This is a genomic window from Enterococcus gilvus ATCC BAA-350 (genome assembly GCF_000407545.1).
Lineage (GTDB): Bacteria > Bacillota > Bacilli > Lactobacillales > Enterococcaceae > Enterococcus_A > Enterococcus_A gilvus.
This window is the reverse complement of sequence record NZ_ASWH01000001.1, coordinates 2,838,395-2,859,162: the sequence shown is the minus strand read 5'-3', so window position 1 is coordinate 2,859,162 and position 20,768 is coordinate 2,838,395. Positions and strand designations below refer to the sequence as shown.

21 protein-coding genes are annotated in these 20,768 nt (G+C 44.1%); 18 read left to right on the top strand and 3 right to left on the bottom strand.

Annotated features, from left to right (window positions below; translation table 11 throughout):
* Positions 1-283 precede the first annotated feature (283 nt).
* The 5 genes from deoB to I592_RS14165 all read left to right on the top strand — a co-directional run bounded on the left by deoB (position 284) and on the right by I592_RS14165 (position 5,269).
* The gene (gene deoB, locus I592_RS14185) at positions 284-1,456 is read left to right on the top strand and encodes a phosphopentomutase (protein ID WP_010779531.1); all 1,173 of its coding nucleotides are present in this window, start codon (positions 284-286) and stop codon (positions 1,454-1,456) included.
* A 25-nt stretch (positions 1,457-1,481) separates the two neighbouring features.
* Positions 1,482-2,300: a purine-nucleoside phosphorylase gene (locus I592_RS14180; protein WP_010779532.1), complete on the top strand. Its 819-nt coding sequence runs from the start codon at positions 1,482-1,484 to the stop codon at positions 2,298-2,300.
* 44 nt (positions 2,301-2,344) lie between these two features.
* The gene (deoD, locus tag I592_RS14175) at positions 2,345-3,052 is read left to right on the top strand and encodes a purine-nucleoside phosphorylase (RefSeq protein ID WP_010779533.1); all 708 of its coding nucleotides are present in this window, start codon (positions 2,345-2,347) and stop codon (positions 3,050-3,052) included.
* A 159-nt stretch (positions 3,053-3,211) separates the two neighbouring features.
* Positions 3,212-3,946 carry an alpha/beta fold hydrolase gene (locus I592_RS14170; protein WP_010779534.1) on the top strand — a complete coding sequence of 245 codons (735 nt, stop codon included), beginning with the start codon at positions 3,212-3,214 and terminating at the stop codon, positions 3,944-3,946.
* A gap of 135 nt (positions 3,947-4,081) precedes the next feature.
* Positions 4,082-5,269 (top strand): iron-containing alcohol dehydrogenase, encoded by a 1,188-nt coding sequence (locus I592_RS14165; protein ID WP_010779535.1) that lies wholly within the window; start codon positions 4,082-4,084, stop codon positions 5,267-5,269.
* Between the two features lie 23 nt (positions 5,270-5,292).
* Here the strand turns inward: I592_RS14165 and I592_RS14160 are convergent, their stop codons facing one another.
* Entirely contained in the window at positions 5,293-6,312 is a 1,020-nt protein-coding gene (locus I592_RS14160; RefSeq protein ID WP_010779536.1) for an acyltransferase family protein, read from the bottom strand.
* An 82-nt stretch (positions 6,313-6,394) separates the two neighbouring features.
* Here I592_RS14160 and I592_RS14155 point away from each other — a divergent pair, with 82 nt between their 5' ends.
* The 7 genes from I592_RS14155 to I592_RS14125 all read left to right on the top strand — a co-directional run bounded on the left by I592_RS14155 (position 6,395) and on the right by I592_RS14125 (position 12,709).
* Complete coding sequence (locus I592_RS14155) at positions 6,395-7,267, top strand: alpha/beta hydrolase fold domain-containing protein (RefSeq protein ID WP_010779537.1); 873 nt, start codon at positions 6,395-6,397, stop codon at positions 7,265-7,267.
* Between the two features lie 31 nt (positions 7,268-7,298).
* Positions 7,299-7,913 (top strand): TVP38/TMEM64 family protein, encoded by a 615-nt coding sequence (locus tag I592_RS14150; RefSeq protein WP_010779538.1) that lies wholly within the window; start codon positions 7,299-7,301, stop codon positions 7,911-7,913.
* A gap of 66 nt (positions 7,914-7,979) precedes the next feature.
* Positions 7,980-8,933 carry a Gfo/Idh/MocA family protein gene (locus tag I592_RS14145; protein WP_010779539.1) on the top strand — a complete coding sequence of 318 codons (954 nt, stop codon included), beginning with the start codon at positions 7,980-7,982 and terminating at the stop codon, positions 8,931-8,933.
* 371 nt (positions 8,934-9,304) lie between these two features.
* A complete protein-coding gene (gltX, locus tag I592_RS14140) occupies positions 9,305-10,816 on the top strand; it encodes a glutamate--tRNA ligase (protein ID WP_010779540.1) in 1,512 nt (503 codons plus the stop codon).
* Positions 10,817-11,026: 210 nt separating this feature from the next.
* Positions 11,027-11,860 (top strand): helix-turn-helix domain-containing protein, encoded by an 834-nt coding sequence (locus tag I592_RS14135; protein WP_044926321.1) that lies wholly within the window; start codon positions 11,027-11,029, stop codon positions 11,858-11,860.
* Between the two features lie 40 nt (positions 11,861-11,900).
* Positions 11,901-12,359, top strand: a complete 459-nt coding sequence (locus tag I592_RS14130) for a VOC family protein (protein ID WP_010779542.1) — start codon at positions 11,901-11,903, stop codon at positions 12,357-12,359.
* A gap of 92 nt (positions 12,360-12,451) precedes the next feature.
* Positions 12,452-12,709: a hypothetical protein gene (locus tag I592_RS14125; protein WP_010779543.1), complete on the top strand. Its 258-nt coding sequence runs from the start codon at positions 12,452-12,454 to the stop codon at positions 12,707-12,709.
* 46 nt (positions 12,710-12,755) lie between these two features.
* On the opposite strand, the gene I592_RS14120 is transcribed toward I592_RS14125, so the two are convergent.
* On the bottom strand, positions 12,756-13,487 hold the full coding sequence (locus tag I592_RS14120; protein ID WP_010779544.1) for an MIP/aquaporin family protein: 732 nt from the start codon (positions 13,485-13,487) through the stop codon (positions 12,756-12,758).
* A 212-nt stretch (positions 13,488-13,699) separates the two neighbouring features.
* The gene (locus I592_RS14115) at positions 13,700-14,710 is read right to left on the bottom strand and encodes an alcohol dehydrogenase catalytic domain-containing protein (protein WP_010779545.1); all 1,011 of its coding nucleotides are present in this window, start codon (positions 14,708-14,710) and stop codon (positions 13,700-13,702) included.
* A 325-nt stretch (positions 14,711-15,035) separates the two neighbouring features.
* Between I592_RS14115 and I592_RS14110 the strand changes: the two genes are divergently transcribed.
* From I592_RS14110 to I592_RS14085, 6 genes are all read left to right on the top strand, one after another.
* The gene (locus I592_RS14110; protein ID WP_010779546.1) at positions 15,036-15,677 is read left to right on the top strand and encodes a DUF1054 domain-containing protein; all 642 of its coding nucleotides are present in this window, start codon (positions 15,036-15,038) and stop codon (positions 15,675-15,677) included.
* A 289-nt stretch (positions 15,678-15,966) separates the two neighbouring features.
* Positions 15,967-17,436 (top strand): BglG family transcription antiterminator, encoded by a 1,470-nt coding sequence (locus I592_RS14105; RefSeq protein ID WP_010779547.1) that lies wholly within the window; start codon positions 15,967-15,969, stop codon positions 17,434-17,436.
* Between the two features lies 1 nt (position 17,437).
* Positions 17,438-17,932 carry a PTS sugar transporter subunit IIA gene (locus I592_RS14100; protein ID WP_010779548.1) on the top strand — a complete coding sequence of 165 codons (495 nt, stop codon included), beginning with the start codon at positions 17,438-17,440 and terminating at the stop codon, positions 17,930-17,932.
* Positions 17,933-17,953: 21 nt separating this feature from the next.
* Positions 17,954-18,268 (top strand): PTS fructose transporter subunit IIB, encoded by a 315-nt coding sequence (locus tag I592_RS14095; RefSeq protein ID WP_010779549.1) that lies wholly within the window; start codon positions 17,954-17,956, stop codon positions 18,266-18,268.
* Positions 18,269-18,575: 307 nt separating this feature from the next.
* Positions 18,576-19,661 (top strand): PTS fructose transporter subunit IIC, encoded by a 1,086-nt coding sequence (locus I592_RS14090; protein WP_010779550.1) that lies wholly within the window; start codon positions 18,576-18,578, stop codon positions 19,659-19,661.
* Positions 19,662-19,893: 232 nt separating this feature from the next.
* Entirely contained in the window at positions 19,894-20,745 is an 852-nt protein-coding gene (locus tag I592_RS14085; protein WP_010779551.1) for a class II fructose-bisphosphate aldolase, read from the top strand.
* Positions 20,746-20,768: the final 23 nt, after the last annotated feature.

The window sequence follows — 20,768 nt, the reverse complement described above, 5'->3', positions numbered from 1 at the left end:
TCAGCGTGATTAGTGGAATCGTATGCGCGGTGAGAATAAAACTAACTTTTTCAGTTTTGGAAAAAGTTAATCCTTTAATACGAATTAGCTGCGAATCAAATGTTCAGCGGAATCTTAGGTAAACGGATTTTTTTCCGACAATGGCTTTCAGTTTACGGAATTCCAGGAACCCAATATACTGGGACTGAGCCGTAATTTTTAACAATAAAGTACTTTGGTTAAATTTATGAGTAGGATTTGTCTTACTTATTTAGCTATAAATCAATAGAAAGAGGGAATAGAAATGTTTAAGCGCATTCACTTAGTCGTAATGGATTCAGTCGGTATCGGAGAAGCACCAGATGCTGAAAAATTTGGAGACGTTGGTTCAGATACATTAGGTCATATTGCTGAAGAAGCGGGATTGAATATTCCACATTTGGAACAGCTTGGACTTGGGACGATCCGTCCATTAAAAGGTGTCAAAGATGTTCCAGAGCATGATGGCTATGCAACCAAATTGGAAGAAGTTTCAGTAGGAAAAGACACCATGACGGGGCATTGGGAAATTGCTGGTTTGAACATCCAAACACCTTTCCGTGTCTTTCCAGAAGGCTTCCCGCAAGAATTGCTGGATAAAATCTCTGAATTTTCTGGTCGCGGTATTATCATGGGTGCCAACAAGCCGTATAGCGGGACAGAAGTAATCAATGACTTCGGGGAAGAACAAATGAAGACGGGTGATTTGATTATCTACACGTCTGCGGACCCGGTATTGCAGATCGCGGCACACGAAGAAATCATCCCATTGGAAGAATTGTACAAAATTTGTCAGTATGTTCGTGATATTACCAAAGATGATCCTTACATGATCGGCCGTATTATTGCGCGTCCTTATCTAGGCGAACCAGGCAACTTCACTCGTACCAGCAACCGTCACGACTATGCCCTTGATCCGTTTGGCAAAACAGTGTTGGATTCCTTGAAGGACAACGGCAAAGACGTCATCGCGGTTGGTAAGATCAACGATATCTTTAACGGTCAAGGAATCACTGATGCGGTTCGTACTAAGAGCAACATGGATGGCGTCGACAAATTGTTAGACGTAATGAAGAATGATTTCACTGGCTTGAGCTTCACGAACCTAGTTGATTTCGATGCCTTGTTCGGTCATCGTCGGGATGTGGTAGGCTATGCCCATGCCATCGAAGAGTTTGATTTACGGATTCCAGAAATTTTAGAGGCGATGCAAGAGGATGACTTATTGATGATCACTGCCGATCACGGAAATGATCCAACCTTTACAGGAACCGATCATACGCGTGAATATGTACCGTTCTTGGTTTATAGCAAGCAAATGGCGGAACAAGGGAAATTGCCGCAGGGCTATTATTCAGACATTGCTGCGACGATCGCGGAAAACTTTGATGTGCCGGCAACTGAAAATGGCGAAAGTTTCTTAAAATTATTGAAATAAAAAATTATCTATAAAGGAGCCTTTTATGACAGACTTACAAGACAAAATTCAACAGACTGCGAATTATATCCAGGACAAAGGAGTGGCCGATGTAGCTTTTGGCTTGATCTTAGGATCAGGACTTGGAGAATTAGCAGAAGAAATCGAAAACCCTGTAGTGATCCCTTACAATGAGATCCCGCATTTCCCTGTGTCAACCGTTGTTGGTCATGCTGGACAATTGGTCTACGGAAAATTGGCTGGTAAACAGGTGTTGGCGATGCAAGGTCGCTTCCATTATTATGAAGGAAATACGATGGAGACTGTCACGTATCCAGTACGTGTGATGGCGGCTTTGGGGATTCACTCAGTCGTTGTGACAAACGCAGCCGGTGGAGTGAACGAAGGCTTCCAACCTGGCAACTTGATGCTGATCACAGACCACATCAACTTCATGGGAACCAATCCGTTGATCGGACCAAACGATGACAACATGGGACCACGCTTCCCAGATATGAGTGCGGCCTACACGAAAGAATACCAAGAAAAAGCCCGTGAAGTTGCTGGTAAATTAGCAATTGATCTACAAGAAGGCGTCTATCTTGGGATGACAGGCCCAACGTATGAAACACCTGCGGAAATTCGGATGGCTCGCACGATCGGCGCAGATGCAGTGGGCATGTCGACGGTACCGGAAGTCATCGTAGCAGCTCATAGCGGCATGAAGGTCTTAGGCGTTTCATGTATCACGAATTTGGCTGCCGGCATGCAAGCCAACTTGAACCACGCAGAAGTTGTGGAAACCACGGAACGGGTGAAAGAAGACTTTAAGAAACTGATCAAAGAAACGTTAGCAGTTTTGTAGAAAAGGGATTAAAATAACCACTAAAATGAAATGGGAGGAATACAATGAGCGTTCATATCGAGGCGAAGCAAGGTGAGATCGCAGACAAAATTTTACTGCCGGGAGATCCGTTGCGGGCAAAATTTATTGCGGAGAATTTTTTGGAAGATGCAAAATGCTACAACAACGTGCGAGGCATGTTAGGCTACACAGGAACCTATAAAGGGGAACGTGTCTCTGTTCAAGGTACGGGAATGGGGATGCCCTCTGCCGGAATCTACGCACAAGAATTGATCCAATCGTACGGGGTGAAAAAATTGATTCGTGTAGGAACCTGCGGCGCATTGTCTAAAGATGTTCATGTGCGTGACTTGATCATTGCGCAAGGGGCTGTCACTAGCTCTTCAATGGTAGAAAAGCATTTCCCAGGCTTCCATTTTGCGCCGATTTGCGATTTTAATTTGATGATGAAGGCTTACGAAGTGGCGAAGGAAAAAGGCTTTACGACGCATGTTGGTAACGTATTGTCAGAAGACACCTTCTACAAAGATGATTTGGCGCCAACGTTCAACTTAGCAGAATACGGCGTGATGGGTGTCGAAATGGAAGCCGCGATCTTGTATTACTTAGGCGCGAAATTCCATGTACAAACATTAGGGATCATGACCGTCAGCGACCACATGGTGACAGGCGAGGAAACCACGTCTGAAGAACGCCAAAATACATTTAAAGACATGATGTATGTCGGTCTGGAAACACTGATCGCAAAATAAACAAGTAAGTGCCGTCCTTCAATTGCGAGGGACGGCTTTTTTGTCTCTTCTGCTTTGCGGGCGTTTTCGTGATAGAAAAAGAATGAAGCGTGTATGTCGGAAAAAATCATGGATTGTTGGGTATAATAGATACAAATAGTTAACTACTGGAGGTCAAAAATGAAAGTTGTTGTACGTAAGCGGACGGTAGGAAACATTCCCTTGCTTGAGGTCGTCGCGGAAGATAAAATTTATGAACCGTTGCCGCTGATCATTTATTACCACGGGTGGCAAACGGCTAAGGAACTGGTGCTGACACAAGGCCGCAAATTGGCCGCGCAGCAGTTTCGCGTATTGCTGCCGGATGCGGCGAACCATGGAGAACGGAAGACGAAAAATTCGGAGATTCCTTCTCTCACTTTTTGGGACAGTATCCAAACGAACTTATACGAATTTGGGTATCTCGTTGATTACTTTGAAAATCTTGGACTGGTGATGGGAAAAATCGGTGTCGGCGGGATCTCGATGGGTGGGATCACCACGTGTATGCTCTTGACTCAGCATCCTGAAATCAACGTGGCGGCTTGCGTGATGGGTTCTCCTGCACCGATCAAGTATCGTGAACGAATCGCTAGGCACGCGGGTGAGCTCGGGTTCTATTTACCGAAGGATTATCGTCAGCTAACCTCTTGGCTGGAAGGGTATGATCTGTCTTTAGCGCCGGATAAGGTCGCGGGTCGTCCGGTATTCTTTTGGCATGGCACGGAGGACGAAAAAGTTCCCTATGAGCATACGGCTGATTTTATTGAAGCCAACCCTCAGGACAACCTTACCTTTATCAGCGCAGAGGAACGCCACTTTGTCCAGATTGCTACGATGGATCAGATCGCCGCGTTTTTCGCGGAAAATTTATAGAGAGCACGCGTCGATGAGTGGGTGACGCCTATCAATAAAAATCGAAGACGAAACGGCAAAATTGAGGGAAGATAGTTTCATTCTGAAAAATTTTGGTTTATGCTAATTGGATAGAAATGAACAGGGGGAATGATCATGGAAAATTTTGATTTTCACGTTACAACAGATATTCGTTTTGGGAAAGATCGTCTGGCAGAATTGCCCGATGTGCTGAACCACTATGGCAAGCGCGTGCTGCTCGTTTATGGCGGCGGCAGTATCAAGAAAATCGGGTTGTACGATAAGGTGATGGACCAATTAAAGGCAAACGGCAACGAAGTCTTTGAGCTTTCAGGTGTCGAACCGAATCCGCGGATCGAAACCGTTCGTCGCGGGGCAGAGATCTGTCGCAAGGAAACTGTCGATGTCATCTTGGCAGTCGGCGGCGGCTCAACGATCGATTGTGCGAAGGTCGTCGCAGCGGCGACGAAATTTGACGGAGATGCTTGGGATCTGGTCTTACAGCGTCGGAAATATCAAGGCGGTGCGTTGCCGTTAGTGACGATCTTGACTCTTGCTGCAACAGGCAGTGAAATGAACAGCGGTGCGGTGATCTCTAATCTGGAGACCCATCAAAAATTAGGGACGGGAAGCAAAGCGATGCTGCCGAAAGTCTCTTTCTTAGACCCGCAAAATACCTTTAGTGTAAACACGTATCAAACAGCGGCAGGCTCTGCGGATATCATGAGCCACTTGATCGAAAATTATTTCAAGCGGACAGAAGGAACCGATGTGCAGGATTCTGTATCCGAAGGCTTGATGCGTTCTGTGATCAAAAACTGTCCGATCGCCTTGAAGTATCCCGAGGATTATGATGCCCGTGCGAACTTGATGTGGGCAAGTACCTTAGCATTGAACGGCTTGACTGGAAACGGCAAACCGGGTGCGTGGTCGTGTCATCCGATGGAACATGAGTTGAGTGCGTTCTATGACATTACTCATGGTGTGGGCCTTGCGATCTTGACACCGCGCTGGATGGAATACGCGCTGAACGATGAAACGGTAAATACGTTTGCGAACTTTGCGTGGAATGTTTGGAACGTGGAAGAAAAAGTACCGATGCTGGCTGCACGAATCGGTATCCAAAAATTATACGATTACTTCAAGGCTTGCGGTATTCCAATGACGCTGCCGGAAGTGGGGATCGATGATGAAAAATTCGACGAGATGGCGAAACAAGCGGTTGCTCACAGTATGATCAAAACCGATGCGTTCGTTCCATTAGATGAAGCCGCGGTAAAAGAAATCTATACCGCTTGCTTAACAGAAAGCAGCTTTGAATAGAATGGGAATAGAAAAACGGCGACTCAGGACGAGTCGCCGTTTTTATCTGGTTTATTGGGCATGATAAAATGCAAAATACGTGCGATCGTTTGCTGCAGTGTCGTCGTTACTTTTGGTCGAGAGAGGACATAGAGGATCAAGAGTGTTCCGGCGACCAATAAGATCAGGTGCAGCAGCGGGTCTTTCACGTATTGTGTGAATTCCACAAGGGGTGCCACCAGATAGACATGCAGTAAATAAATCGTTAATGTTTTTTGTCCCCACGATGTGAAGAAATGGGGCCGTGGTGCGGCAAGGCTCAAAAAGACGAACACAAACGCAAAGCCGACTAAGTAGAGCAGCACGTTATTCAAAATATTTTGGTAAAGCGGCAGCTTAAATAGTAAGAAGGAGCGGTCGCGCCATAATATTTCAGGAGGCAGATCAGTCTGTACCCAAAAGAAGGCGATCCCTAGTCCAGCTAAAATGATGCCGATGCTGATATACTTACGCCAACGGATACGGTGTGCCCTTTCCAATAAGGAGCGATCCATGAAATAACCTGCCAAGAAGTAGGGCAGAAAGCCAAGGGTTCGTGCCATCGCCATATACGTGCCGAATTCACTTAAAAAGCCAGAGAAAATACCAACAATAAAACTTAAAATTAAGATTCGTCGAACTTTTACGAGGTCTGGTAGCAATAGGCGCCAGATGAACATACAATATAAGTACCATAGAGTCCAACCGGGGCTCAAGATCATGAATTCGTTGATTTTACCAAGGGCCAGCATGATCAGCGACAGGACCATATTCAATAGAAGATAAGGGACGAGAAATGTCTCGACGGCTGTCGAACGCCCTTTGGCTAAATTTTTAGAGAAATAACCAGAAATAAAAATAAAAACAGGCATATGGAACAGGTAGATGAAGACGTAAATAAATTCACCAACCTTGTTATCTAAACGAAAATATTCTAACGCGTGTCCCAAGACCACGAGTAAAATCAATATGCCGCGAATATTATCATAAAGGTATTCGCGATTCGGCTTTGTGATTGTGGACACCTCCTCCAGATTCCGTTATGCTAAAGAAACAAACAATGACGGTCTACCCGTCTATTGTAGCACGAAAAGGAGGAGACCGGCGATGCGCTACTCAGCGAAATTCGTAAAAAATGTGTTTAAAGTGATCAACATGAAAAAGTTAGTAGGGATCAATATGGTGGCGCCACCGAAGCGGCGCGGCTTGATCAGTCGTCAATTGTCCCAAACGGATATTCCGCAAAAAGACTCGACGATCGATGGGCATCAATTGATCACGTTGTTTCCTAGCCACCCGACAAAACGGCACGTCTTTTATCTGCATGGAGGCGGGTATGCGTTGGAAGCCTCACCTTTCCATAAAGAGATCCAAGAGCGTTTTGTGAAACGCTATAATTTAAAAGTAAGTTATTTTGATTACCCGTTGGCGCCTGAAAACACCGCAGAAAAAACGGTGCCGCTGACGGAAAAGGCCTTTAAAAAATTAACGTATTTATACCCAGACGATTCTTTCTTCCTATTTGGTGATTCTGCCGGGGGCGGATTGGCGATGAGTTTGGCGCAGCATTTGCGCAATATCGATTTGCCGAAGCGGCCGAAAAAAATGGCCTTGGCTTCTCCGTGGCTGGATGCGTCACTTAGTGATCCTCGCTCAGATGAATTGCAGGAAAAAGATGTGTTGCTGGAAAAAGATTTATTGGCAGAAGCTGGTGAGAATTATGCGGGCGAATTGCCGTTGACTGATCCAATGGTATCACCGATTTTTGGGAATTTTGATGATTTAGGCGAATTGCTCGTCGTCGCCGGTACGGATGAGATTCTGTATCCAGATGTTTTGCGTTTGCAAGATCGAATCAAGCGTAGTGAAGGCACAACGATGCGGCTGGAAGTCGTGGAGGGCATGATGCATGATTTTGTCGTTTATCCATTAAAGGAATCGCTCCCGTACGTGGACCAAATCGGAGAATTTTACCAATAGCGATCAGAAAATGATAAGAAGGAGGGGAAGGATGACTCAACATTCACGTCCCCGCGCGCCTTGGCAGCAGAAAGTGATTCAATTCTTGCCTGTTGTCGGGTTAGCAGCGTTTATTATTCTTTTGATTTATATCAGACGCTCCGGCATGTTCAGCTCGATTGCTGATTTGCAGCAGTTTATTAAAAACTTTGGGAGTTTTGCGATCACAGCATTTATTGTTGTGCAGGCGATCCAGCCGATCATTCCCTTCATTCCAGGAGGGGTCGCGACGATCGTCGGAATGCTGATGTTCGGGAATATCCCGGGGATCTTTTACAGTTACATTGGGCTGGTTATCGGAGAAGTGGGGCTGTTTTTACTCGCTCGTCGTTTCGGCCCGAAGTTTGCTCGGTTGGTGTTGTCTGAAAAAAATTACGCTAAATTTGAAGCAACATTGCAGGATCACACGCAGGATATCAAACGGTTGCTGATCGTTTGTTTTATCTTTCCATTTCTGCCCGATGATTTGATTTGTCTAGTCGCAGGGATGACAGAATTGCCCTTTAGAGACTATTTGCGGATCGTCTTGCTCTTTAAATTATGGTCAGTGGCCTCTTATGGCTATGTTTGTCTCTTTGTTTTAGACAAAACCTTTGCAAAATTTTAGAATAGGAACAAGAGAAGAACTGGTTTGTTTAAATCAGTTTTTTCATTTTGATAGGAGGAAGAGAAAATGATTCGTTATGGTATTTTGAGTACCGCTCAAGTGGTTCCTCGGTTTGTGGCAGGCGTAAAGGAAAGCGAAGACGGCATCGTCACCGCGATCGCTTCACGAGGCATTGAAAAGGCGCAAAAAATGGCACAGGAATTGGCGATTCCACATGCGTTTGGAAGCTATGAAGAATTGTGTCAAAGTTCAGAGGTCGATATCGTGTACGTGGCGGTCTATAACAAAGGGCATTATGAAGCGGCAAAGCTGGCGTTGTTAAACAATAAACATGTGCTGCTGGAAAAACCTTTTACGATGACATTGGCGCAAGCAGAGGAATTGTTTGCATTGGCGGAAGAGCGCGGGCTGTTTTTGATGGAAGCACAAAAAGCGTTGTTCCTGCCGATCACGGATCAGGTCCAGCAGGCGATCGAAGAGGACAAAATCGGCGCGGTCCGGTGGCTGGATTCTGTCACAGCGTACCCGAACATCGACCACATCTCGTGGTTCCGTGATTTAAGCGCGGGCGGCGGGGTATTTCGCGGTGCGGGGACCTATCCATTAGAATATATGCAGCATCTGCTGCTGGCGGCACCTGAGGACTATAAGGGCACGCTGACATTTCCTGAAGGGCAATCCGATGCGCAGGCGCAAGTTACGCTGCGTTTTCCAAATGGGGTCATCGGGACGATCTTTTTAACGGTTGATCTGGATTTGCCGAAACGAATGATTATTTACGGAGAAAAAGGGAGAATCATTATCCCTGATTTTTGGAAGACGGACACGGCTGAGATCCAGTATGGCACGGGACTGACAGAAACACTTCATAGTGAACAAGCGAGTGAATTTGTCTTTGAAGTGAATCATGTCAATGAATGTCTGCGACAAGGACGGTTGGAAAGTCCGATCGTCACCAAGGCATTGACGTTGAAAACAGTGGCGATCACAGAATCAATTTATAAGAACGACGAAAAATGATTGTCAAAGGCTAAGCGAGTGTGCTATAGTGTGTCTCATGCGACGAGTCGAGCGGATCTGAAATTTTGATCCTTCGATACCAGAGGCACATGACACACGTCACCTGTCGGATTTCAGGCGTGTCGGAAAGAAGCTTAGTGGACGAAGAACCTTTCTATCAATTTATTGGTACTGGGAAAACCCCTCTTAGAATTTATTCTGAGAGGGGTTTTTGTAATGCTCAGTTTTTTATCAGCAATCTGTGCAGGGCTATTACAGGGCAGGTCGCAATCATTTGATTCCTCAGATATCTTCACTTATAATAGCATCTGTTATTAAAGTCCTTGGATGAACGAGTAGTTACTTGGACTTTTAAACTGGAGGGAATGTCATTGAAAAAAGAAAAAGTAGAAGTTACCGGCGATGTACGCGTTCGATACGCACCAAGTCCGACAGGTTTCCTACATTTAGGAAATGCGCAGTCTGCGTTATTCAACTACCTGTTTGCCAAGCATTATAACGGAACCTGGGTCTTACGCATCGAAGATACTGACTTGAAGCGAAATGTGGAACACGGAGAAGACAGTCAGATGGAAAACCTTCATTGGTTGGGCATCGATTGGGATGAAGGTCCTGACAAGCCCAATACTGAATTCGCTCCGTATCATCAAACGGAACGAGTCGATATATACCGCAAATATGTTCAACAATTGCTAGATGCAGGTCTAGCCTATAAGGATTACGCGACTGAAGAGGAATTGAAAGAATTGCACGATCAGCAAGTGGCCGCTAAAATCGCGCCGCATTATGATGGCCGCTGGTATGGTGCAACAAAAGAACAAATCCAACAAGCGGAAGCAGAAGGACGCAGCTACACGATCCGTCTTCATTTGCCAAGCGATCACATTTACGAGTGGAAGGACATGATCAAAGGCCCAGTCGCATTTAATTCAGACAATATAGGCGGGGATTTCATTATCGAAAAGAGCAATGGCATGGCGACCTATAATTTCGCGGTAGTGATTGACGACTACTTAATGAAAATCAGCCATGTGCTGCGCGGCGACGACCACATCGCAAACACACCTAAACAATTAGCGGTATACGAAGCACTTGGGCTGGAACCTCCTGTTTTCGGTCATATCACGTTGATCTACAGTTTGGACACGAAGAAAAAATTGAGTAAGCGAGACAAGGACACACTGCAATTTATCAGTCAGTATCGGAAATACGGGTATTTGAGTGAAGCGGTGCTAAACTTTATCGCTTTTCTAGGCTGGTCGCCAGTGGGAGAAAAAGAATTGTTTACCCGTGAGGAATTGATCGAAGCCTATGATGTCAATCGGATGTCCGCTTCGCCAGCTTACTTTGATCAAAAGAAACTCGATTGGACAAATGGCGAATACATCAAAAAGCTCTCTGTCGATGAATTAACGGAACGAATCGTTTCGTTAGTCGAGGATGCTGAAACAGAAGTTGCAGAACAATTAAAGGCACTCGGTATCGAAAAGGATCTAGACTTTATTAAAAAAATAGTCGACATTTATCATACAGAAGCGAAAACCTTGATGACCTTCATGGAGAAAATTCTGTTTATCAAAACGGTGGAGCAAGTGACCTTTACGTATGCCGATTTGGCGGATTTTGACAAGGAAAGCATCAAGCAAATACTGACCGTTCTGTCGACAGAGCTAGAAAAAGAATCGGGTGCAATCGATTATTCAGCGATCGTAGCGACTATTCAAAAAGAAACCAAACAAAAAGGCCGGAACTTGTATATGCCATTGAACGTTATCTTCACCGATAGCAAATCCGCGCCGCAAATCACGGATATTCTGTCGGTGATGCCAAAAGAAACGGTTCAACAGTTAATCGATAATGCCATGGCCTACCTGAATGACTAATGATGAGAACTACAGCCCGGAATCGAGGCTGTAGTTTTTTGTATGAATTTGGCGACGGCTTTTCAATCAGAATACGGGAAGTAGGAACATCAAAACCATATAAACGAGCGACATTTTCATATTGAAACTAGATGAAGCAGGTGTGTTAAAGGGACTAGACAAGTAAAAAAGAAGCTTGCTATGATGAAGGTAACGAATAGGGGTGAGGCAATGATCGATCGTGGAGCTATTTTAACGTATCAAAAGCAGCAACGAGTCATTTTTGGAAATGAAGATTGTCTGTATATTAAGCCTCACCCCGCCTTGCAGCCGTATGTCTCGAATTACACGCTGACATTTCCAACGAAAACCGCTATTTCTGATCACTATACAGTGATTCCACATGGGTGCGCGACCATGATTTTTGGAATAAAGGGACAAGAACTCGATAGCCAATTGTTTGGGCCGGCAACGCAAGCAGTTAGAGTTGGCGATCAAGCAGCAGGCTTTGATCAGATACTCATCGTGGAATTCCAGCCGGCGGGGCTGCATGCCTTTTTGGGCTTCCATCAGCATGAATTAACGGATCAGCTTTTTCCTTTGGAATTGTTGCATGCGAAAATACAACAGGGAATGCGGAGGTTGTTAGAAAAGGCGGAGAGTATGCAAGAGCTAGTAATGGGGGTTGACCAACTCTTCCTAAAGGCTATTTCAAAGCCTTCCCCATCAGAGGTGACTGGGTTGACCAGATCGATCGTTCACCACAGGGGGAATATTTCATTGAAGCAATTATCTAAAGAGGCTTTTTATAGTGAACGTCATTTGACACGCCTGTTCAACGAATACCTAGGAATGAGTACGAAAACGTTCTCCCGTTTAGTCCGCATCAATCACACGCTTCGTTTGTTGAATGATCCTTCCAATGGAATCACGAAAATCCATGAGGCGACCGGCTACTATGATGTTTCTCACTTCAACCGCGAGTTTAAGCAGATCACTGGTAATACGCCGCAAGGGTATCGACAAAAGATGTCCGATTTTTACAGTGAAATCGCTAAATTCTAAAGGTATAGTGGAGGAAATGAAGAAGGGGGCGGCGAGTACTATGAACTATGGCGGAATAATGATCGCGGTAAAGGACATGAACATAGCGAGGCAGTTTTACGAAGAAGTGATGGAACAAAAAGTCATGATGAATCTTGATAATATCCATGTGGTTTACGAGAGCGGCTTTTCCATGCAGGCGGATTATGCGGGCTTACTGGATGTTCCGATCGAAATGAAAGAGCAGGCCAATAATTTTCAACTTTATTTTGAAGTGGAGGATTTGGCTATCTGGGAGGAGAAGCTTTCAAAAGTGGAAGGCATCGAGTTCCTTCATCACAGCAAGGAATATCCGTGGGGGCAGCGGGTGATGCGTTTTTATGATCCTGACAAATTTATCGTGGAAGTCTCTGAAAGCATGACAAGTGTAGCGAAGCGTTACTTGGCGCAAGGGCTGTCAATCGAAGAAACGGCTGAAAAAACGATGTTTCCGGTGGCGTTTGTAAAGGAACTAATTTAATAGAAACAACGGATAGGGGTCTGGATCAGACCTCTATTTGCGATGCTTCCGCAATGTGCGTAGAATAAACGTCATAAGAGGAGGTCGTTCCAATGCATGAACATGAGATTGTCCCGCCTATCCAACCCGCGGATGTTGTTGACGATGGGAACACGATGCAGCAAGTTGCTCAAGCTTTTCTAAGAGAAGATCAGCAAGAAAACATCGAGATCAAAAAAGGGAAGAATGATCAAGAGGTCTTCGTTGTGATCGCTGATCCGGCACCTGTGACATTTGAACTGGAAAACGATCTAGCAATGAAAGAAAAACGAAAAATCAAAGGTGCCTTTGTTGAAATACGCGAGGACTGATGATTAAAATAAAAAAAATGCCGCAAAATCTGCGACATTTTTTTTATTACATGAATAAGCCTTTATATAAAGCGATGGCTGCGATGGACGCAACGATCGGTGCTAAAACGGGTACCCAAGAGTAGCCCCATTGTGAATCGCCTTTGTGTTTCAATGGTAAGATGGCATGCATGATACGTGGCCCTAAATCACGAGCAGGGTTCAAACCAGGTCCAGTTGGTCCGCCAAAAGAGGCAACCAATGTCCATACTAAGAAACCTAATGCCAAGTGAGCGGTTCCCAGATTATTCTGGAAGAAAGGCGCTTTGGTAATTCCAAGTGCACCGAAGAATAAAATGAATGACCCGAAGAACTCATTTACGAAACCATTGAATTTTGATCCGACACTATTGATCGTTGAGAAGGTTCCTAGCACATGTAGTTTATCTTCTGTTTGATCGTAATAAGGTTTGTAGCTGGCTACTACGACTAGTTGTCCGACCATTGCGCCAAGGATTTGAACGACGATGTAAGGAAGAACTTCGGCCCAAGGGAACATGCCGCTAACAGCTAAACCAATCGTAAACGCTGGGTTGATGTGATTACCGCTGATCCCGCCGAAAATCATCGCAGGAATCATAACCCCACACCCGTAACCTACTGCAATCAACATCCAGTCACTTCCGTAACCTTTCGTACCTCTCAAATCTACATTGGCAACTGCACCGTTTCCAAGCATTACTAATAAAGCAGTCCCCAAGAACTCAGCTGCTAACCGAGTAGTCAGTGAATAATCCATAAAAACCTCCTAAAATTTCTGAAATGAAAATGTAAATGAAAATTCCATTTTATATCTTAATCCCATTCTATGTAATTAGCAAATGTTAAACCCATAAAAACAAGAAATTCCTGTGATAATTGACAACATTTGTTATCAAAGGGGCAGATAGGGCGTTTTTATCAAAAAAGTTTTTTTGCAAACAAAAAAATCTTGTTCCATTGAACAAGATTTCATTCGTTGACCAATACTAAATGTCGAAAGTTTGGATTGTTCTCAATCAATTTATGGGCACCATAAAAATTCTTGTCTGAGAAACCATTTAATTGTGCCGTCAAAATGGATTTTAATTGATTCTTTCCCCACAGATAGACTAAAAGCTCCATGATCTTCCGTGAATAATCGATGCCTTCTGCGGTTTCAAAGGAAGATTCCAAAAACTCATCGCAATAAAAGTGCAGGAAATCAGGATCGACGTCCTTCCGTTTTTTCTTAACAAAATGCAACAGTAAAACGGTGGCAGTCTCTTTAAACTCTGCCAAATGATCAAAACTTTTTTCTTTTTCTGTATCTAGATTGATGACATAATCCACCGGTGTCATTTCCGCCTGGTCCAGCTCCTTTTCTAAATGAGTGGACTGGGAGAACACGACATCCGCACCCATATTCTTGATCCAAATCTCAGAGTTGTTCTTGTTGATCGTGGCGGCAACCTTCAATCCAGCCCATTTTGCTAGCTGAATGATCGTCGCGCCCAACCCGTCAGACGTATTCAAAATCAACAAATTTCCTTGATTTTTTCCAGGCTGCGGCTTTAGCTTCAACTGCTTGAACAGCACCTCGAAGGCCAAGAAGAAGCTATAGGAAAATGCAGCAGCTTCATCGGTAGGAAAGGTGTCCGGCAGCTTCACGACCGAATGGACATCTGCGATCTGAAAGTTGCTATAGCTGCCATATTTTCCGACTTTATTTATATATAAAACGCGGTCCCCGACATTCAACCGGGGATTGTTACTGCCGAATCGAGTGATGATCCCCACCCCTCCGCAACCAAGAATATACGGCTTTTTGGCACCTTTGATGTTTTGACGTATCTGAGTATCCAAGGTACTGATCGAGATGGCGGAAATTTTTATCATGACATCATTTTCCCGCAATTTTGGGAGCATGATTTTATATTGTTCAAATTTTTTATCTTCTTTTAAACGAAATTTTTTCTCGAACCCAATTGCATCTGAAATCATTCGTTTTACCCTCCTCAGAAATGACTTTCTGAAACCTTGATAAATAAAATGGCTACTTATAATATACTTGATTTAACAAAGAGAGGGAAATAATTTCTTTAAAATAGCAAAATAACTAAAGCGGTTTATTAAATTTTAGTCCGTTTTTTGTCAAATGAGGAAGCAAAAGAACCTTTACTGAAAGAATGTACCTTTTTTTCAATAGAAAAATGCAAATGAAAGGTATAAGCAGATCAAGAGATGGTAAAATCAGGATAGTGTCTTATCACCTGTGAATCATTCGCCTTTTTGGGAAAAGGCAGCAGTTGAAGCAAGGAGGAGTAACATGTTCACCGAAAATAGTTTTGCTGTATTTGATGTCGATGGGCTGGAGGAACGGATGGCAGCGATCCGTCAAGAAATCCAACCGGTTTTTCAACAATTGGATGAAGTTTTTCAACAAGTGTTAGAGCCGCTGCTTGGAGAAGAATTGTTTATCCACATTGCACAGCATCGTCGCCGTACCGCGAATCCACCTGAAAATACGTGGTCTGCGTTGAGTCGCCAAAAGCGCGGCTACAAGATGGAGCCGCATTTTCAGTTGGGGATTTGGCCGGAGTATGTCTTTATGTGGCTATCGTGCATCGATCAGCCAAAAAATGAGCAAGCCATCGCGGACACGCTGCTAGAGCATTTGGATCGTTTCGCTCAGTTATCCCCAGACTTCGTTCTGTCTGGCGATCACACGAAAGAAAAAGTGGAAGAGTTATCACCAGAAAACACAGAAAGGCTGTTGAAAAGATTCCGTGATGTAAAAAAAGGGGAATTTCAAGTAGGGCGGATCATCAAAAGAGAAGATCCTTTGTGGAAAAATCCGGAGGCGGCCCAAAAATTTATGGTAGAGACTTATGAACAGTTGGTACCCATCTATCAATTCGCTAGTGCAGCGAGTTGTGCACAGGTGGAAAAAGAACCCTCTCTGCCCTAAAAAGGAAAACAATCGCTTCGTAAAAAAATAAATGATGAAGAGAAACAGCGATTTTTTCGCTGTTTTTTTTACCTTAATCGCACAGTAAGATAGAGAAAGGAGAATTGGTCACTACGAAGCAGTTTTTAAACAGCACAAAAAGAAACAGGGGTTTTGAAAGGGGGTTATTTTCACAACTTATTTATGTCAGTTATTGAAAGCGTTTTATAAAAATGTCCATCTTAGTGGACACAAGAAAAAATGTACGCAAGAAAAAAAGAGCTATATTAATGACAAGGAGGTTGACAACATGCAGCTAAGCAAACGTGAAACGCAATTGATCGAACTGTTTATCAAACATGGGATGACACTCACCGCTCAAGAGTTAGCTGGATTTGCCAATGTTTCCACCAAAACAATTTACCGAACAATCAAAAAAATCAATGAAGCTTCTGATGTTGGAGAGCTGATCTCCGCCGAGGTCGGCAAGGGGTTTCGCTTAGATTATGACAATTATTTAAAAGAAAGTGTACAAAAACGAGGTGTAGATACCGTTCGCGGACCGCTGGAACGAAGGAACACGATTCTGTTGACCTTGTTATTCAAATCACCGAAGAAAGTGTTGATCCAAGACCTGTTTGATGAATATTATGTCAGCACCACCGTGATAAACAATGATTTGGTACGGATGACAGAATTTCTAATGGATCACCAGCTGGCACTGATTCGTAAAGGACAGCGGCTTTCGATCGAAGGAACGGAGAAACAGATCCGTAAGGCAGTCAACCATTTGATCAGTGCGAACCGTGTGTGGGAGGAGGACTTTTCCACACAACAGGAAAAGATCAGCTCCTACGACATCAACTTTATCACGTCCTTATTGGAATATATTGAACGGAAATTACAGAATGGGATCGCGTATCCCTATAACAGCAATATCTTTTCCCACATTTATATTTTGATCAAGCGGGTACGGGAAGGGGAGATTCATGCGGATACGTGTGGGGAACTTCTCGATCCTGACGAAGAGGAATTGATCACACGCTACGATTCGTTGTATCAGCTTTCACGGATGGTGATCACGAAGCTGAATCATTACTTGAATCTTGTTTTGCCAGAAAGCGAGACGTTTTACCTTTTTCAATACCTGATCTCCTCTCGAATGGAGAAGGAGCCGATCAAATTAAACCGAAAATCCAAAGAGGCGCTGGCGATCACTGAATTCTTTGCGACAGAGATGAGCTGCTTGATGGGGATGAAGGTGGATCAACAGCCGAATCGACAGGATCTGTATGAACACATTGATCCCTTATTGTACCGATTAAAAAATGAGATCATTGTCAAAAATGATTTGCTGGGAGATATCAAGCTGGAGTACCCCGAGATTTTCCAACAGGTCGAGCAAGTGAGTCGATCCGCGGAGGAAAAGTACCAGTTAAATGAGATTTCGGAAGATGAAATTGGTTTTTTAACTTTGTATTTTGTGAAATATAAAGAAATGATCCATTCAAAAAAACGAGTATTGATCATGTGCAGCAGCGGAGTAGGAACGTCCGAATTGCTGAAGGTGAAGGTCCGCAAGGCGTTCCCCGAATTAGAGATCGTGGACGTATTGTCGGCACGAAAATTTTCCAAAGCCCCAGAAAAATATCAAAACATTGATTTGATTTTAACGACGGTCAATTTAACGATCGAGCGGATGATTCCGACGATATTAGTAAATTCCGTATTTACCAAACAAGATGAAAAACGAGTGAAAGAGATGTTAGGAGAGATGTGAGATGACAGCAGAGAAAATGATGGATGATTTCAGTATCGGAGATGTTATTACCGAAGAATTGATTCAGTTAGAAATGAAAGCGAAAACAAAAAAGGAGGCGATTCAAGAGCTGACCCGTTTACTGATGGCAAATGGGGACATCGAAGACGAAGAAGATTTCATGGCCGACGTGTTCGAACGTGAGGCGGAGGGCATGACGGGGATCGGCAATAGTATTGCGATTCCTCATGGAAAATCCGACAGTGTCATCAAAACCTCATTGGTGGTCGGCAAAGCTGCGACCCCGATCGAATGGGAATCATTGGATGAAGAACCTGTTCGTGTGATCATCTTATTTGCGGTCAAAAACACGGACGCCAATACGATGCACATCAAGCTGCTGCAAAAAGTGGCAATGCTTTTGGCAGACGAGGATTTCATCGAGAACATGGTCAATGCGCAAACCAAGGCAGAAATGCTGGAGTTGTTATCAAAAGACCCAATGGAAGAAGACTAAAAAGAAACGGAGGAACAACGAATGAAAATAGTAGGAATCGCCGCATGTACGTCAGGGATCGCCCACACGTACATCGCCAAACAAAAATTGGAAAAAGCAGCTAAAGCACTTGGGCACACGGTTCATATTGAAACACAAGGAACGATCGGGACCGAAGACGAATTAACGATGGAGGAAATCAACGCAGCGGACGTCGTTATCATCGCAGCAGATATCAAGGTCGGCGGAAAAGACCGCTTCGAAGGAAAGCCCATCGTAGAAATCCCTACCAGCATGGTGATAAAAGCACCAAAAGGACTGATCAACAAGATCGAAGAAGAAATCGTAAAAGCGTAAGGAAACGAATTCTTTAAAATGAAAAAGGATGTCAGTTTGCGCGTTCCACTTCGCCGATTCGTACGATTAGTGGAAGGATATACGGCATGAAAATCAGACTAATTTTTCTGGAAGGAAAATAAATACATTAATTTGAAAAAGGATGTCAGTTCCACTCTTCGCAGCTAGTAAGTTGAAAAAACAAAAATCCAGAGCAACACAGAAAATCCGTGCAAAGAACTTAGTGGAATGATATACGGCATGAAAATCAGACTAATTTTTCTGGAAGAAAAATAAATACATTAATTTGAATAAGGAGATGAATTAAATGTTTAAGCAGCTTCAATTGAAAAAACATGCGCTGACGGCAATCTCGTACATGTTGCCAGTTGTTGTTACGGCAGGGTTGTTGATCGCAATCGGGAATCTGACAGGTGGGGGTGTCATCGAAAATTACAAGGCGGCCTATTCCGTTCCAGATGCGCTGGTCTCACTGGGTGTGCTGGGCATGGGGCTATTAGCACCAGTGATCGCAGCAGCGATTGCCTATTCAATTGCTGACCGTCCGGGTATCGGACCTGGGTTATTTATGGGGCTGATCGCAAATGCTATCGGCGCCGGGTTCTTAGGCGGGATGTTGGGTGGTTACTTGGTTGGTTTCTTCGTTCTGTTTCTAGTGAAAAATTTGAAGGTTCCAAAATGGGCGCAAGGCTTGATGCCGATGATGATCGTACCGCTCTTATCTACGTTGATCATAGGATTATTGATGTTTTTTGTCATCGGTGTGCCGATCGTTTGGGCAACAGAAGCGTTGACGGACTTCTTAAACGGACTGCAAGGCTCTGGTAATTTCTTGTTCGGTTCGATTGTTGGCGGAATGGCGGCCTTCGACTTTGGCGGCCCGGTCAATAAAGTGGCTTCTCTGTTTGCTGATGGGCTGTTGTTGGAAGGCGTACAAGGGCCAGAAGCGGTGAAAGTGTTGGCATCAATGGTACCGCCATTTGGTGTCACGATCTCTTGGGTATTATCAAAAATTCTCCGCAAACGTAAATATTCCGTTGAAGAGGAAGACAATATCAAAATCGCCTTTCCAATGGGGCTTTGTATGATCACAGAAGGCGTGATCCCGATTGCGGCAGTTGATCCATTACGGGTGATCTTCTCTTGTACAGTCGGTGCAGCGATCGGTGGCGGACTGAGTATGTCATGGGGCGTGGGTTCCCCAGTACCATCTGGCGGCGTCTTTATTATTCCGGCGATGACGGACCCGTTGAAATTTACGTTGGCTTTACTGATCGGTTCGGCGATCACGGGCATCCTGTTGTTTGCCTTGAAGAAAGCACCTGTTGAAAATGATATCAAGGATGATGAAGAAGAGGAAGAAGTCGATTTTTCTTCGATCAAGATTTCGTAGGAAGGCTGTCAGTTCCACTTTTCCCAGTTGCCAGTTCTACTTCTTGCTTTAGCAAGAGTTAGTAGAATGGTATGCGTACGAGAATCAATTTGAATTTTTACGTTAGAAAAATTCAATCTTAACTTGCGAGTTAGCTTAATAACGATAAGTAAGGAATGATATACGGCTTGAAAATCGAACTAATTTTTCAGAGAAAAATTAATTCTTTAGTATGAAAAAGGAGATTTGTCACATGTATGTTTCGATGAGAGAAATGATGGAAAAAGCCAATCGTGAGAAATATGCCGTGATGGCGATCAATTGCTTCAATCTGGAAACGGCTAAGGCGGTGATTGAGGCGGCTGAAGAAATGCGATCGCCGATCATTGTCGATCTGCTGCAGGATCATTTGAAGGAACACCTTGATATTCGTTATTTGACCCAGCCGATTATCCGAATGGCAAACAATGCCAAAGTCGAAGTGGCGATCAATCTGGATCACGGTCAGGATGTCGCCTTCGTGAAGCAGTGTCTGCATGAAGGGTTTTCCAGTGTCATGATGGATGCGTCGATGTATCCATTAGAAGAAAATATTCGTATCACAAAAGCGATGGTTGCGCTGGCGCAAGTATACAATGCCAGTGTGGAAGCCGAAGTTGGCGACATGGGTGCCGTAGCAGGGGATCATTTTACCAATGATGAGATGTACACCGATCCGGATGACGCGATTCGTTTTATCAAGGAGACAGGCGTGGATTGCTTGGCACTGTCTTATGGCTCGAGCCATGGCAATTATCCAGAAGGGTATGTCCCGAATTTTCGGTTTGATATCGTAGAAAAAATCAAAGCAGCGACGAACCTGCCGTTGGTATTACACGGCGGCTCGGGTGCTGGAGAGAAAAACATCCTTCGTTCGATCGAATTAGGGATCAATAAAATCAATGTCGGGTCCGACTTCATGAAGGCGCAAAAAGCCGAAGTCCAAAAGCAATTAGCAGAAAATCCCGAGGTGGATTATCCCACGCTGATTCATCAAACGATGGCAGCAGGAAAAGAAGTAGTCAAACGGTACATCGAACTTTCGGGTTCTAAAAATAAATCATAAGATGAGAATGGAGATCAGGTCAA

Excerpts from the sequence above, each read along its gene's own strand:
- deoB (WP_010779531.1), top strand. The coding sequence starts at position 284 with ATGTTTAAGCGCATTCACTTAGTCGTAATGGATTCAGTCGGTATCGGA.
- I592_RS14180 (WP_010779532.1), top strand. The coding sequence starts at position 1,482 with ATGACAGACTTACAAGACAAAATTCAACAGACTGCGAATTATATCCAG.
- deoD (WP_010779533.1), top strand. The coding sequence starts at position 2,345 with ATGAGCGTTCATATCGAGGCGAAGCAAGGTGAGATCGCAGACAAAATT.
- I592_RS14170 (WP_010779534.1), top strand. The coding sequence starts at position 3,212 with ATGAAAGTTGTTGTACGTAAGCGGACGGTAGGAAACATTCCCTTGCTT.
- I592_RS14165 (WP_010779535.1), top strand. The coding sequence starts at position 4,082 with ATGGAAAATTTTGATTTTCACGTTACAACAGATATTCGTTTTGGGAAA.
- I592_RS14155 (WP_010779537.1), top strand. The coding sequence starts at position 6,395 with ATGCGCTACTCAGCGAAATTCGTAAAAAATGTGTTTAAAGTGATCAAC.
- I592_RS14150 (WP_010779538.1), top strand. The coding sequence starts at position 7,299 with ATGACTCAACATTCACGTCCCCGCGCGCCTTGGCAGCAGAAAGTGATT.
- I592_RS14145 (WP_010779539.1), top strand. The coding sequence starts at position 7,980 with ATGATTCGTTATGGTATTTTGAGTACCGCTCAAGTGGTTCCTCGGTTT.
- I592_RS14135 (WP_044926321.1), top strand. The coding sequence starts at position 11,027 with ATGATCGATCGTGGAGCTATTTTAACGTATCAAAAGCAGCAACGAGTC.
- I592_RS14130 (WP_010779542.1), top strand. The coding sequence starts at position 11,901 with ATGAACTATGGCGGAATAATGATCGCGGTAAAGGACATGAACATAGCG.
- I592_RS14125 (WP_010779543.1), top strand. The coding sequence starts at position 12,452 with ATGCATGAACATGAGATTGTCCCGCCTATCCAACCCGCGGATGTTGTT.
- I592_RS14120 (WP_010779544.1), bottom strand. The coding sequence starts at position 13,487 with ATGGATTATTCACTGACTACTCGGTTAGCAGCTGAGTTCTTGGGGACT.
- I592_RS14115 (WP_010779545.1), bottom strand. The coding sequence starts at position 14,710 with ATGATTTCAGATGCAATTGGGTTCGAGAAAAAATTTCGTTTAAAAGAA.
- I592_RS14110 (WP_010779546.1), top strand. The coding sequence starts at position 15,036 with ATGTTCACCGAAAATAGTTTTGCTGTATTTGATGTCGATGGGCTGGAG.
- I592_RS14105 (WP_010779547.1), top strand. The coding sequence starts at position 15,967 with ATGCAGCTAAGCAAACGTGAAACGCAATTGATCGAACTGTTTATCAAA.
- I592_RS14100 (WP_010779548.1), top strand. The coding sequence starts at position 17,438 with ATGACAGCAGAGAAAATGATGGATGATTTCAGTATCGGAGATGTTATT.
- I592_RS14095 (WP_010779549.1), top strand. The coding sequence starts at position 17,954 with ATGAAAATAGTAGGAATCGCCGCATGTACGTCAGGGATCGCCCACACG.
- I592_RS14090 (WP_010779550.1), top strand. The coding sequence starts at position 18,576 with ATGTTTAAGCAGCTTCAATTGAAAAAACATGCGCTGACGGCAATCTCG.
- I592_RS14085 (WP_010779551.1), top strand. The coding sequence starts at position 19,894 with ATGTATGTTTCGATGAGAGAAATGATGGAAAAAGCCAATCGTGAGAAA.